Origin of the sequence: Paraburkholderia sp. J94 (assembly GCF_905220285.1) — a bacterium.
Lineage (GTDB): Bacteria > Pseudomonadota > Gammaproteobacteria > Burkholderiales > Burkholderiaceae > Paraburkholderia > Paraburkholderia tropica_A.
Map to the genome: position 1 here is coordinate 22,340 of NZ_CAJMZH010000025.1, position 14,716 is coordinate 37,055.

At 54.9% G+C, this 14,716-nt stretch carries 8 protein-coding genes and 2 pseudogenes; 5 read left to right on the forward strand and 5 right to left on the reverse strand.

Going from position 1 to position 14,716, the window contains the following annotated elements; genetic code table 11:
- Positions 1 to 103: 103 nt before the first annotated feature.
- The 5 genes and pseudogenes from U4Y88_RS35505 to U4Y88_RS35525 all read right to left on the reverse strand — a co-directional run.
- Positions 104 to 820, reverse strand: coding sequence for a peptidase E (locus U4Y88_RS35505; protein WP_321789561.1), 717 nt, complete (start codon positions 818 to 820; stop codon positions 104 to 106).
- A 268-nt stretch (positions 821 to 1,088) separates the two neighbouring features.
- Positions 1,089 to 2,402 (reverse strand): MFS transporter, encoded by a 1,314-nt coding sequence (locus U4Y88_RS35510; RefSeq protein WP_321789563.1) that lies wholly within the window; start codon positions 2,400 to 2,402, stop codon positions 1,089 to 1,091.
- 445 nt (positions 2,403 to 2,847) lie between these two features.
- Entirely contained in the window at positions 2,848 to 3,138 is a 291-nt protein-coding gene (locus tag U4Y88_RS35515; RefSeq protein WP_321789565.1) for a hypothetical protein, read from the reverse strand.
- Between the two features lie 36 nt (positions 3,139 to 3,174).
- Positions 3,175 to 4,095, reverse strand: a complete 921-nt coding sequence (locus U4Y88_RS35520; protein ID WP_321789567.1) for a DUF72 domain-containing protein — start codon at positions 4,093 to 4,095, stop codon at positions 3,175 to 3,177.
- A gap of 11 nt (positions 4,096 to 4,106) precedes the next feature.
- Positions 4,107 to 5,654, reverse strand: a pseudogene (locus U4Y88_RS35525) (OB-fold nucleic acid binding domain-containing protein); the annotation flags it as partial.
- A gap of 124 nt (positions 5,655 to 5,778) precedes the next feature.
- Here U4Y88_RS35525 and U4Y88_RS35530 point away from each other — a divergent pair.
- From U4Y88_RS35530 to U4Y88_RS35550, 5 genes and pseudogenes are all read left to right on the forward strand, one after another.
- A pseudogene (locus tag U4Y88_RS35530) lies at positions 5,779 to 6,213 on the forward strand (IS66 family transposase); the annotation flags it as partial.
- 752 nt (positions 6,214 to 6,965) lie between these two features.
- Positions 6,966 to 9,404 (forward strand): hypothetical protein, encoded by a 2,439-nt coding sequence (locus tag U4Y88_RS35535; RefSeq protein WP_321789569.1) that lies wholly within the window; start codon positions 6,966 to 6,968, stop codon positions 9,402 to 9,404.
- A gap of 87 nt (positions 9,405 to 9,491) precedes the next feature.
- On the forward strand, positions 9,492 to 11,615 hold the full coding sequence (locus tag U4Y88_RS35540; protein ID WP_321789571.1) for a type I secretion system permease/ATPase: 2,124 nt from the start codon (positions 9,492 to 9,494) through the stop codon (positions 11,613 to 11,615).
- A gap of 6 nt (positions 11,616 to 11,621) precedes the next feature.
- On the forward strand, positions 11,622 to 13,040 hold the full coding sequence (locus tag U4Y88_RS35545) for an HlyD family type I secretion periplasmic adaptor subunit (RefSeq protein WP_321789573.1): 1,419 nt from the start codon (positions 11,622 to 11,624) through the stop codon (positions 13,038 to 13,040).
- 178 nt (positions 13,041 to 13,218) lie between these two features.
- Entirely contained in the window at positions 13,219 to 14,469 is a 1,251-nt protein-coding gene (locus tag U4Y88_RS35550; RefSeq protein ID WP_321789575.1) for a TolC family protein, read from the forward strand.
- Positions 14,470 to 14,716: the final 247 nt, after the last annotated feature.

The window sequence follows — 14,716 nt, forward strand, 5'->3', positions numbered from 1 at the left end:
GGCGCTCGTTGACGATTCGTGGTCGAAGCCGGGTGTCCGTTCGTGGCCGCATTGCGTCTCATGACTCAATGCAGCGAGCGTGTCGGCAGCTCTCTCGGCCACGTCAGCCGATGCAAACGGTCGGCAGTGCGGTCTCGATTACCGAATTGGCTTCGCGGTAGACCTGATGCGCTGTCGATCCCGGTCGCCATGAGAACACGCGGTCGATAGAGGTGCCCTCATACAAAACCGCCGAAAAATCGTCAATGGCAATCGAAGCGGGAATCGCACTAGCCTGGAGGGCGGCGTGTAGCGACGTACGTCTCTTCGGATCGCTGCTGTAGTGAACAGCGCAGCCGCCTGGTAGTAAGCCCAAACAGTCGAGCGGGCGGTACGTCGGCCCCCAGAATGAGTCAGTGAGACCGGCCTCGAACCAGCACATGGCACCTGCGCTCATGCCCGCAATCAGAACGCCGTTTTCCCAAGCCTTCCGCACCGCCGTGTCGACTCCCCACTCGCGCCACACAGCGAGCGCAGACCGGGTATTGCCGCCACCAACGAATATCGCGTCCTGATCTAGAAGTCGTGCAGGAAAATCGGCGACAGGAATAGACTTGGCCACGGGCTGGCGAAAGAATGCGAGGTGGGAAGTGTCGCTGCCTAAGTCGCCGAAGGCGGCGTGGAATTTGTCCAAATGCGCCGGAAGGTCACCGCTGGGCGTCGCGAGATAGCAAATGTTTGGTCGTGCCTTTCCTGTCAGGCTGACGATGTGTTTGTCGATGGGCGATGGCCCGTCTTCCATCATGAAGCCGCCACCGCCTATGGCAAGAATACGTCGCATAGATGCTCCACTCGTTGACCGTCGGCCGCCTCGCAAATAGTTCGGCGCTCGGTCCCGATTGTCGACGAAGTAGGCGGCTACGTCGAATGTCTCAAATTGGCCGGCTACCGACCCATGCGTCGTGGAGGAGGGCGTTGCGATGATGGGCCGGCCCAGTGCGACCCTGAGCGGTCGATTAAATCTCTACAAAGCGGTCATTCGATCGTGTCTCCGGTAAGAGCAATTCGCACGTACGCGCGGCATTTCGTGACCCTCGCCACGTTGCGATCTATGTAGTCTGTCTCGATTCTGGCACTTCAGCCGCTTTGAATGCATGGGGATATTCGTGACGAAACCAATCTTTCACCTGATCGTGGTTGAGGGCAAAGAATTCGCGCGATCGCGGTATCAGGACAAAACCAAAAGCGAGCAAACATGTGGCGAGACCGAAGCATGTGTAGACCTTCACCACGGCCCAATGCGTGAGCGCGACGCCTGCGATCATCGGTCCAAGAATGCCCGCAATCTGCGTGGTCATATTGCTGGCAGCAAGAATGCGCACGCGGAAATTTTGCGGAATAGCCAGTGAGCGGTGAGTCGCGCCGACGAGCCCCATCGATGCATTGGCGAAACCTACACATGCAAACGCCAATACGAGAACGATGGGTGAGTGAGCCCAACCCGAAACGGCAAGCGCCAGCCCTTCGCACATAGCGGCCCCGACTCGGACATTGAAACGACCGAACCGACTGACTAGTGCGTCAGAGCCACGAAAGCTGCCGAGAAGTAAACCTATAGATAAGGCCGCTTCGCTACCACCTAGCCAGAGACCCGAGAGCCCGAGTGATTGAACCTTGAGTGGAATCAGCATACCGACTGCGGGGCCTTGGAATATCCAAACGAAGAAATTGACAAGTGTCCAGCCGCGCTCCAACGGGACGATCCATTTAGCATGCAGTCCGGCGCGCAGGTCGTCCCACCAACAGGCAAGACTGCGATGGCGTTCGTGATGCTGAGATTGAGAAGGAAGCTGCCAAGTCACGTAAGCAGCGACACCGAGCAAAATGCCGTTCATCCAAAATGTTGCAGCGATACCGCTCAACGCCAATGTAGTGCCGGCCAATGCTGGTCCTAAGGCACGGCCAGCCGCCTGCGTCGATTTACGGAGACGAAGCACCTTCGCCAAACGATCCGCCGGAACAAGTTCAGCCGATATGGTAGAGCTGGCCGGCCCGACGAAAGCTTTCGCTATAACGGTCACTGTGCCTATGGCAATGATCGGCATGAGTCGGTAGCTGGACAGGGAGGCGAGCATAGCGAGGGTAAAAGCGACAACCATCAGGGTGCATAAACCCCATGCAATCTGGGGTCGCTTTGCGTAGCGATCCCCAAGTGGAGAAAGCAGTGGCATTGCAAAGATCGTGGCGATCGCAATGCTTACGCTGTAGATCGCCAGGTCGTGCGCGCCGCCCCGATGAACGATCCACCAAGGGAGCGTGATATAGCCAACCATTTCTGCCAAGATTCTCAGCAGATCGCTGAGAAGCAGACTGGCAAGAGGCACGCCGAGTGCGTTTATGCGAGCTTTTATTTTCAGGAACACCGTCTTCCCCTGTCGAGCCGATGATGCTACCTCAACATTTTTCCCGCTGTTTAGATGCACTCTTCCACAGGCTAGCGATTCATTAGTGGGCGACGTAGACGCCGTGATTCACCGCTGGCGACGCTTCAGATCGAGATTGTCAGCAATTCACGCAAATATGTTGACCGACCGTTCATGGCCGGACAGCGCCTGACGTTTGGCCCGACTACAGACGCACGTGGTTTGCCTGGAGGCTTGCACCAACAGATTTAATTCGCGGCCCGAAAGGGCCAAGCATGCCGGTTGAAAGCTGTGAATCAGTCACACGTTACCTGCAACTACATCGGACTCGGTCTGAACGCCTTCTGGCAGCGTCGAAAGATGGGGCAGACGCTGCCTTTTCGGCTGGCGAGCGGTCCTCGCGCGTTCGAGCCCCTCCTCGAACACTCTACCGGCGCTGCGCGGGTCATCGGAGAGGGGTGTCGCCCAGCCAGAGCGAGATCTCTTCCCGATACTCGAACGCGGGGTCACGCGACCACGCCACGAACCCTGCCTCCCACTCGTCCCACACAACGTCATCGAGGTCAAACTCTTCCTCGACGAAGCGTCGATCGTCGTCCCGCAGATATGCAAAGACCAGATGCCGAGCGTCTAACCAGGCGATGACGTATTCGTCCAGTCGTGCCGCGGTACCGCGTGGCTGATCGCGCAACAACATCGCCAGATCACTGACAAATTGCTCCTGCGTCGTTTTCATTTCGACCTCCGTCCCGGCAACACGCCAGGTAGCGAGCTACGTTCGCGTTACTCCACCGCTTTGCTGATCGAGGATTTCGATGAGCGTCCTCGCGTTGCGCTGCCCTTGATCTTCCATGTTGTTGTTGAACACCACGTGTGTCTGAGCAACGATGCCCGCGATTTCACGTATCCGAACCGAAAGTTTGGATAACTCATCATTCTGATAGTCATAGTTGAAACGATCGCTCGCCGCCGTCGCGCCCTTGATGTTCCACGTCTCATGATTTCGGCCGTGCAACCTCACGAGCGCCAGTGCGGGATTGGTCACCTCCCACACGGCTGGAATGCTGTTGGCGCTGCCTTGCGGCTCGTCGACGATCACGTTGACGAGCTTGCGGTCACGCTCGAAAGCGAGTGTCGAATCTGCATGCGCGTTGTCGAACCAGCTTCGATTTCTGAACTCCACAGCCATCAAGAATCGATCAGCCATAACGTCGGCGCAATGCTCGACGTGAGCGCGCCCGTCAGGACCAGACGTGACCCACGGTGCGAACTGGAAGTGGACCGCGCCCAGCTTTCCAGCGCCGGCGAGTGGGGCGATCGCCTCAAAATAACGGCGCCACAACTCGGCCCGGATCTCCTCCGGCATGTCCTTGTAGTAGAGATTCTTTTTCCCGTTTTGCGGGAGTGCGGGCTGCATGTCCTTGGGAAACATGTCGCGGGGCGTCTGGTGGCCCGTGAAGAGGCGAAACGCCTTGATGTTGAACGTGAAGCCGGGCGGGGTCCTCTCGACCCACAGGACAGAATTGCTTCCACTCGGCATCGAGTAATAACTGGAGTCAACTTCAACGAGCGGAAACTGGCTGGAGTAGAACCGCAGGCGCGCTTCCGCGCTGTTGCATCCTGGCGGATAAAAACGCTTGCTCTTGATGAGGGTGGGGTCAGTCCATGACGCCGTGCCTACGCGGATATCCATTCGCACCTCCTTCAGCAGAAGTCTCGACTGACCGTCTGAAGCTCGCCAAGCAGCTGACTCACATCCACGAGCCGGTTCGCAACGAGATGGCGCACCTCGCCCTGGCGTTGCCATACGCCGTACACGGCGAGCAACGACGAGCCGAGCGCTTCGCGCCTGAATTTTTCCAGCACCGACTCCCACACGATGATATTGACGCTGCCGCTCTCGTCTTCTAGCGTCATGAACATCACCCCATTTGCCGTGCCCGGCCGCTGGCGCACCGTGACGATTCCGCAGGCGCGTGCGAGCTGACCGTTACGATACTGCATCAGCTCACCCGAGGCGACGAGACGCATCTCCGCGAGCTTCGGCCGAAGCAGGGCAAGCGGGTGCCGGCCTAGCGTGAGTCCGGTCGCGCGATAGTCGCCAACGATCTCCTCGCCTTCCGTCATTGGCGCGAGCGCCGGAGTCTCGTCGTCGTCCGAAGCTTCACGCAGCAGATCGCGATCGGGGACGGCGGCCACTGCCTGCCAGAGCGCAGCGCGGCGCTCGCCGGCGAGCGACTGAAGCGCGTTGGCGGCCGCGAGCATTTCGAGGTCGCGGCGATCGAGCCGCGCGCGGCGCGCGAGATCCGACACGTCGCGGAAAGGGCGCACCGCCCGTGCCATTTCGATGCGCGCCGCTGACTCTGCTTTCAACCCGCGCACGAGCGACATGCCCAGACGCAACGGGTCATGTGTCGTTGCCCCCTCGATGCTGCTGTCCCAGTTACTGATCGTCACATCGACAGGCAGGACGCGGACGCCGTGGCGCTTCGCGTCCTGAACGAGTTGGGAGGGGGAGTAGAAGCCCATCGGCTGGCTGTTGAGCAGCGCACACGCGAACACCGTCGGTTCGTGGCATTTCAGCCAGGCGCTCGCGTAGACCATCAGTGCGAAACTCGCTGCGTGGCTCTCGGGGAAGCCGTACTCGCCGAAGCCCTGAATCTGCGCGAAGATCTGTTCGGCAAAGTCGCGACTGTATCCGCGCTCCAGCATGCCGTTCACAATACGGTCGTAGTACACGCCCAGTCCGCCTTTGCGACGCCACGCCGCCATCGCGCGTCGCCGCTGGTCGGCTTCGCCCGCCGTGAACCCGGCCGCGAGCATGGCCACCTGCATGACCTGCTCCTGAAAGATCGGCACGCCCAGCGTGCGCGCGAGGGCCTGCTCAACCTCCGGGCTCGGAAACGTCACCGGTTCCAGTCCCTGCCGCCTTCGAAGGTAAGGGTGCACCATGCCGCCCTGGACCGGACCCGGGCGCACGATGGCCACCTCGATCACCAGGTCGTAGAACTGGCGTGGGCGCAATCGCGGCAACATGCTCATCTGCGCGCGCGACTCGATCTGGAACACCCCTACCGTGTCCGCGCGGCAGATCATTTCGTATGTGGCAGAATCTTCCGCAGGTATGTCCTGCAACTCGAAAATCTCGCCCCGCTTGTCCGATATCAGGTCGAGCGCGCGGCGCACCGCCGAGAGCATCCCCAGCGCAAGCACGTCGATTTTCAGCAGCCCAAGCGCTTCGATGTCGTCCTTGCAACCGCGAATTGGACACCCATGGACACACGTCAAAGGCTTGTCAGAGAAGGAGCGAACTCGCACTACCAATGTCCACAGCTCTTTGATGAGGAGGCCGTCTCTCGGGGAGCAACCAACAATACAGCAGGAGAAAGCCAGACCGCTGCTTCAGATCTACGAAGCATGGCTAAGGGCAAAGCTCGAAAGACTGTCGTCGAAGTCCGATACGGCCAAGGCGATCAACTACACGCTGAACCAGTGGAGCGCCCTGACGTTGTATTGCGAAGACGGTACGCTCGAGATCGACAACAACATCGCGGAGTACGCGCTGCGTTGTGTAAGCCTGGGGCGGAAAAATTTTTTATTCGCTGGCTCAGACAGCGGTGGCGAACGGGCAGCCGCGATGTACGCATTGATTGGCACTTGCAGACTGAATGAGATTGATCCGCGTGCCTACCTCGACTACGTGCTAACCCATATCGCCGGTCACAAAATCAATCGCATCGGCGATATCTTGCTTTGGTGTGTGGCAGATAAACTGCACAACCCAGGCAGTCCGCCAGACACTTCTACCTGACTGGCAGTTCCAGTTCAACATCATGCTTTACGCGCAAGCGCATGGACGAACGGCCCAGCCGAGGCGCTTACCGTTCTCCGCCTTTTTCACGGGCTTCAACGGAGCGTCTCCGGTACCGGCCATAATGACCAGTGCATGCGATGCTGCAAACAGCGCGCGAATGACGTCCGGCTGGTTGAACGGGCTCTGGTCTCGCTGCCGAGGTGCGATTCAAGTATGCAAAATGAATTGTCAGAGTCTATCGCCTAGCGTTACGGAGAGCTTGACAAAGGCCAACGGTTATCTAAGATCATTCTTCGTAAGAAACGGAAAGGTTTCGTCAGTTCCGCATAAGATCCATGCCGCATTGGTCGCGATGGGAAACCAGTTTCCGAGAAGGTTTAAAGACAAGGAGTGGATTTTTTCGAGGCTGTATTTTTAACCAAGAATTGGATAATTTACGGACAGGCTATTTCTTTACCATTACATTCCGATGCTAAAAATAAAATCATGAACCTGCCGAGAGGGATTTTTCGAAGTCCTGGGAACGGTTAGCCAATGGGTGGAAAATTGCCCGACTCTAGGATGCCCGGTTCCACCAGTTTTCACTGCGCTTTTCAGTCCTGCCTGTAAAGCATCAATCCCGATCCGATGGAGATTGATGTTCTGATTAAAGATTGTTATTTGATTAGAATTGCATAGAAAATTGGATATCTAGATATCTCGGTGGAATTTCTTCTTGCAACATCACGTATGCACAGAGGGGAATGGCAATGAGTGGATTAACTGTCGTTCAAACAGTTACGAACGTTGCAAACTATGTCGCAGCGTGGATCGATTATCTTAATAAGAGCAATGCTCTTGCGGCGACGCCGAATGCTGACAATCAGTTGGCACTGGTCAACAGTTCGCAGTCTCTGCTAGCTGCGGCGACTGCTTTAGAGTCGACTCCAGGATTCACTATCCTTTCGCAAACAGCCGGATTTGTTACGGCCCAAGGAGCGATAAAATCAGATGTAAATGCGTATTTGGAGGCGCAATCTGTAAAGGATCAGACCACCGCTTTTGCTTCGGTAGTGAACGATGTGGCGACCATGACCGGAGCCGTCGCAACCGTTGTTGAAGGGGTGGCGGCGAGTGTCGGCGCGGTCGGGCTCGTATCGATAATGGAAAATGTAGCGCGAGATGCCAGTGGTATTGGCGCGCTGTTCACATTGCTACAGGTTGGCGAAGATGTTGGTGAGTGGTACAACAACACCTACTTGCCGGGTCTGAAGAAATTTCTAGGTACTGGCACAACTATTCAGGACGAGGGTATCCTCACTAGCATGGATGGCCCCGGGGGCACCGCGGTGATCGCGATGTCAGGTCAAATCGGCGATACCTTGTCGGGTGGATCGCTGGCGTATTCAGAGTCAGGCAGTCTCCCTGGCAGTGTAACTATCGCATCTGATGCGTCGGGTGTGACACAGGTCAGCGGTACAGGCGTCACTTTAGACATTAGCAACGCGAACCTCTCTATCGATCAAACGGATGATTTGCGTATCGATGGGCGCGGAAATAGTATTTCGATTGCTAGCGAAACCTCAAATTCTGTAACTCTGTTCGGTCAGCAAAACAATATATTCATTGACGGGGCCGCCTCCGGAAATGTAATTACCCTTATGGCCAGCGGCGGCTCAAACAGTGCGTATATAAACGACGCGACAGGGGCCAGCATAGTACTCGGCGACGCGAATGGTCATCTTGACCTCTACGACGTGGACAGCAATATCAACCTGATAGAACAGGGAATCGGGAGCACTGTCACAGGTTACATGGGCACAAACGCTGCGGTTAGCGGTGACGGGCTAAATTTCGAGGTTGGCAGCGGTGAATTTACTTTGACAGGAACCGGTAACAACATTGTTCTTGACGACGGCGCATCAGTGACGGTGAGCGCAGGTAGTGGCGATGTTATTACCAACATGAAGACGGGGCAGAGCATCGCATTCAGAACCGGTATCGACGGTGCGAATCTCAGTGATCAGATTTTAATGGTTAGCGGAGCTGGCCTTGTCATGATCGGAAATGGCGATGGAAGTGAGAGCGATACTTTCACAGCCAATTCGGACGGAACCATGACGGTAACGATGGTCGGTTCAGCTGGCGAAGAAGTAGCCAATTTTAACGCCAGCGGAGAAATAACGGACTCGGAAATATATTTTGGCGGTATCCTCAATTCGTCTACTAGTTACGTTTACGACGGAAACGAGATCACTTCGTCATGGTCAGACGCAAACGGAACCTTACTTCAGACCCAAACAATAAATGCGACTGATGGCTCTGTCATAAGTGGGAAATCGTACAATCCTGACGGTAGCGTTTATTCGCAATTATGGGGTATATCGGGCGGATTTGTGCAAATGACATGGTCATCATCATCGCTGTTAAATACGGAGATCGAGACTCGAGCCGGTAATATATTGCAGCAAACCCTCTATTATCCCGACGGGAGCGAGTGGGGTACTTACTCAACTGACCTGGCGACAGGAAACATTGACCAATGGAACTATCAGGACGACGGTAGCGCTTACGCAAGCTCAGAAAGCTCTACTATTGTTCTCTCGTCAGGTTACTATGCGAAGACGCAGTCTGTTTCATTCGACACTAGCACCGGGCAGGTAACTAGTGCGGTCCTATATAGTAATTTCGACGAATACGGAAATGCCGCCAATGTTGAGACCCTGTCAAGCAGTGGGGGCTCATTTTTTTCGGAAATTGATTCATACGACGCGAAAACGTGGCAACTGCTTAGCAGCACAACTTTCGACCCACTTACGGGTGACGTCATCAGTTTCACCGGCTCGTCGGTTCCAGCGCAGGCAACAGCGTTGTCAGAATATTCTGATCAGCTTACCGCTGCGGCATTTGACCCGAGTTTATATGGGATTACTGATGCGACTTCAACAGCTAGTGTGGCGTCACTCGTACCAAGTACCTCGACCTCAGCTGCATCTCTTGACGTGGTGGGAAGTCCGTTGGCGGAAGCAGTCTTGTCCGATCGCGTGCGTGGACACGCACAGGACAAAAGCGGTGCAACTTTCGCGGATGAGGGAGTTAGACTGCTTATTCAATCGATGGCTACATTTTCCGTACATCCGGACGATACGCACCGATGGTCCAGCTCAGATGTAACTCGTCCTTTGAGCGATGTCGCAGGTCATTCCTGACAGGAATCGTATGCCTATGATTTATTTATTGCGACGTGAAGTTGGCATCAATCGGTTAATAACATTATTCACTTAGCGCTTATACAGATGGAACAAGATAAAGAGTTCCACGCAGCGGACTTCGGACTGAATGGTCTCGTCATGATCGCACGCTACCATGGGATGGCGATTGATGCACAACAGATCCGGCATGCAGCGGGTTGTGGTAAGGAGGTCTTCAGTGAACGACAGCTATTGTTGTCTGCGCGAGCTATAGGACTCAAAGTCCGAGCAGTAACGATAACAGCCGCACGCCTTAAGACGACCCCCTTTCCCGCTCTGGCGATGGCGCATAACGGTGCACACTTCATGATCGCCGCTTGTGATGGGACAAAAGCCCTCACTCTGTTGCCTGGAGAACGTGCGCCAGTAGCTCGCGCGCTGGAGGATGTCATCGATGCCTGCAACGGGCGTGTTCTCCTGTTTGCTTCTCGTGCTTCTGTCTCCGGGGAACTGGCACGCTTCGATTTTTCGTGGTTCATACCAGCTATTGTAAAATATCGAAGGCTGCTTCTCGAGGTACTGGCCGTCTCGTTCCTGCTGCAGATATTTGGACTTGTCTCGCCGCTAATGTCGCAAGTGGCGATGGACAAAGTGATCACTAACCACGCGTACAGTACGCTTAACATAGTTGTCATCGCACTTTGTATCGCGTCGACTTTTGAGATATTGTTGACCGGATTGCGTAACTACGTCTTAGTTCACACCACAAACAGAATTGACGTAGAACTCGGTGCACGCCTCTTCAGACATCTTATGGTATTGCCCATAGGGTATTTTGAAGTTCGCCGTGTTGGCGACACTGTATCACGTGTTCGTGAGCTCGAAAATATTCGAAATTTTCTCACAGGCCAGGCACTAACGGCGATACTCGATCTGTTTTTTTCAATCGTTTTCTTGGCAGTGATGTTTTTTTACAGTGCTCGCCTAACAATTATTGTCGTTATATCTCTTGTGTTGTATGCGGCGATATCGTTTGCACTAAATCCTGCTTTTAGGTTTCGACTCGGAGAGAAATTCTCCAGAGGTTCCGACAATCAGTCATTCCTTGTTGAAGCGATATCAGGCATCCATACTGTTAAATCGATGGCCGTGGAGCCACAATTTGTCCGCCGCTGGGAAAGCCAATTGGCATCGTATGTTACTGCTGGATTTTCCGTTAGCTCATTAGGAAATGTCGGGCAGCAATTGATCCAGTACGTTGGAAAAATTGTTACGTTTCTTCTTCTGTTTTTTGGCGCAAGGCTTGTTATAGACGGCAGACTTAGTCTCGGTCAATTTGTTGCATTTAATATGATGTCTCAGCGCGTTTCAGGTCCTGTTTTGCGTCTCGCGCAGCTTTGGCAAGACTTCCAGCAGATCGGTATCTCCATGCATCGGCTTGGCGATATCCTGAACGCTCGAACGGAACTTCCTGCATCGAGACAGACACTGCCCCCTATGCGCGGGGATGTGTCGTTCGAGAATATTCAGTTCCGGTATCGACAAGATGGGCAGTATGTCCTTAACGGCGTTTCACTCAAGATCAAAGCGGGCGAGACGATCGGTATCGTTGGGCGATCGGGTTCCGGTAAAAGCACCTTGACGAAACTTCTTCAACGTCTTTATGTACCGGAACATGGCAAGGTGTCCATTGATGGAATCGATCTCGGGCTCGCTGACCCCGCGTGGCTACGTCGGCAGATTGGAGTGGTGCTGCAAGATAGCCTCCTATTCAACCGCTCAATTCGTGAAAATATAGCGGTAGCCGAACCCGGGCTTCCGATAGATGCTGTCATACGAGCTGCCACGTTAGCGGGTGCACACGATTTCATTCTTGAGCTTCCGGAAGCATACGATACGCTCGTTGGCGAGCATGGCTGCTCTTTGTCTGGTGGCCAACGTCAGCGAATTGCAATTGCGAGGGCGCTCGTAACTAACCCTCGCATCCTGATCTTTGACGAAGCGACAAGCGCATTAGATTTCGAAACCGAGCGCATCATTCAAAACAATATGCGAGGAATCTGCAAGGGCCGTACCGTGCTGATCATAGCGCACAGGTTGACTGCGGTACGAACCGCAGATTTCATCGTTGCTATGGATAAAGGCAGGATTATCGAGGCTGGAACTCATGAGACGCTGGCGACGAATGGTGGCTACTATTCACATCTGCTAGCGCTACAAAATGGGTAGTCCGTCATGACGATATATTTTCGAGCTCTGACGGATTTGCTTTGCCGATACGGCGAGGCATTCCGCACTGCCTGGTCGATGCGAGAAACGCTTGACGGCGGACACCGCAGCGTCGACGAAATTGATTTCCTTCCGTCGCAGCTCGAGCTGGTTGAACGACCTCCTCATCCAGCGCCACGCTGGGCGCTACGCATGCTGTGCGCCCTTTCGGCAGCGATCGTGCTCGCTTGCGCATTCGGCAGGCTCGATATTGTCGCGACTGCGAAAGGGAAGGTGCTTCCTAGTCAACGTGTAAAGGTCATCCAGCCGGCGATCACGGGCGTCGCACGCAGCATTCTGGTCCATGATGGCCAGCGCGTTATGGCTGGAGAGAGACTTATTGAACTCGATACGACTCAAGCTGCTGCCGATTCGGATCGGGCGCGCAAAGATCGCATCAACGCTGAACTTGCAATCGCGAGCGCGCAAGCAACGCTTCACGCTCAAGCTGTTGGCGGAGTTCCGATCGTTGCCGCAGTTACGGGTGCGAGCGCTGATGATCAGCGGCAGGCCCAAGCATTGGCAGATAGCATCGTCAAGGAGGTGCAGGCAAAGGTAAGCAGCGCAACTGCAGAATATCAGAAGCGCATTGCTGAAAGGGCTACGGCCGATGCCGAGGTCCAAAAATTAGCTGCGACGACTCCGCTTGCGCGCCGTGAGGCGGACGACTACAGAAATCTTGCAAGCGAGAAGTACGTATCCGAGCACGACTATCTCGACAAGGAGCAAAAGGCATTAGTTTCCGAGCACGATCTGGTCGCTCAACGTAGCCACTCTAATGAGCTTGCTGCGGCTATTGCAGAACAGCGTGCGGATATTGCCACGACAGTTGCAACGTTCCGAAAGGAGCAACTAGATAAACTGACGAAAGCGGAGCAGGAGCTACAACACAGCTCCGACGAGGAGACGAAGGCAACGACACGCGAGGGGTTGCTTTCGTTGACTGCGCCTGTCTCTGGCACAGTTCAGCAGCTTTCTGTGCATACGTTAGGCGGCGTTGTTACGACTGCCCAGCAGCTTATGGTGATCGTTCCAGATGATGCACTTGAAGTCGAGGCCAATATCGAAAACAAGGATATAGGATTTGTGAAGCCGGGCCAGGAGGCTAACGTCAAGATCGACGCGTTTCCTTATACTGAATATGGAATCTTCAAAGGGCAAGTCGTTTCTGTTTCGAATGACGCTGTCCCCGACAAGAGATTGGGGCTCGTTTTCAAGGCGCGTATCAGGTTGCCGGGAAATTCTGTGTTTGTAGGCGGTAAGTCGATTTCCATTACGCCTGGAATGCAAGTCACAACGGACATCCTTACAGGGAAGCGCTCCGTTGCGGCTTACTTTCTCACTCCACTCATGGAAAGTGCTCAGGAGGGATTGCGTGAGCGCTAGGAAGTGCGCGGCTTACGCCAGCGTTATTTTTGGGGCATATTTGTTCGCGTCGCATGCTGTAGCGGATGTTCTAAACATAGATGTCTTCCGCACCGCACGCGCAGTGCCTTCGTATGCGGAAGGGGCGCTCAGTAACTCCGCAAGCTGCGCTGACTCGTCGAGTCGTGAACCTGTCACGTTGCGCGAGGCACTGGATCGTTCACTATGCAACGATCCAAAGCTTCGTGCTGCCTGGGTAGATATAAAGGTGAAAGCTGCACAGTTAGGTCAGGCTGACGCTGCGTATCTCCCAACCGTGTCCGCGAACTACCAAGGCCTGCGCGACGATTCTGCTACGGACGTACACGGATATCCCAGGCTCAGTGCAGCAAACCAGTCGTTCATCCAGACTGTCGACGCGACAGCAACGCTTGTCATATGGGACTTTGGTGCTCGCTCATCAGCGGCGCGCGCGGCAAGAGAGCTGGTTTTGGCTGCAACGGCGACATATCGGGCGACGTTGCAGACAGCGATAGCCAATGTGTCTAAAGATTACTTTTCCGCAATCGGGGCGGAGGGGCAGGTTAGTGCCGCACAAAAAACGCTCGCCGTGGCCCAACAGACATTCACTGCGGCTATCGCTCGTGTCGAACACGGCGTTGCTCCGATTTCAGATAAGCTTCAGGCGGAAACGTCTTTGCAGGAAGCTGTATATGCCGCACAGAAGGCAGGTAGTGATGCGCGCGCGGCAAAAGGAATTCTCTCAATCGACATGGGGCAGGCGCCAACAACAGTTTATGCGCTTCCTGACATGCAATCGGCCATTCGGGTTGGTAGTGTGAATGGATCATCGGTGCATGAACTGTTGGAGGAGGCTGATATAGGCGATCCGTCTATAGCGGCCGCACTCGCGCAACTCGATGCGGCCCGAGCAAGCGTCGACAAGGCGAAGGCCGATGGGATGCCTACGATATCTCTCACCACGAAGTACACTTTGAACAATCAACCCGCTAGTCTCGGCCTCGGGGTAGCGGAATTCCCCGCAACTGGGCACGACTGGTATTTCGGTGTCGTAGTACGTATCCCTGTTTTCGATGGGTTTTCTCGGTCGTATCAAATCCGTGAGGCGGAGGCTACGGTTGAAGCAAAACTGGAAGCTGTGCGTGATGCACGAAAGCAGGTTGCGACGGGTATCTGGACGAACTATGAGGCAGTGACCTTAAGTGAGCAAAATGTCGAATCATCTGAGCGATTGCTGGACATCGCAAACAGCTCATTTGACGCTGCGAATCGCCGCTATAGGCTTGGCGCCGGCTCAATACTAGAGGTTTTGAACGCCCAGTCAGCGCTGGCGCGGGCTCAGAAGGGATTGGTTAGCTCCTTGACGGATTACGCAACGGCGACACTTCAACTCGCTGCTAAGCTCGGCCGACTTCGGGACTGGGAATAGTCTCGTGTGCAGACCTACGATGAGCTGCCGCTAGATTGACTAAGCATGCCTGGCCTGTGTCTCGCGGCAGTTTCTGCGGCCTTGACGGATTGTGGAATTTGCGCGTCGTCAATGCGATCGTCTCGCCCGCGTTCTTTACTCGATCTCGGGGTTTTGGCAAGGAGAAGGGCGTGGACGATACAAACTGCAATCATGCGAAGTACTTATGCGTAGTTGAGTATTACGTCGGCGTCCGACTGGAGAGCGG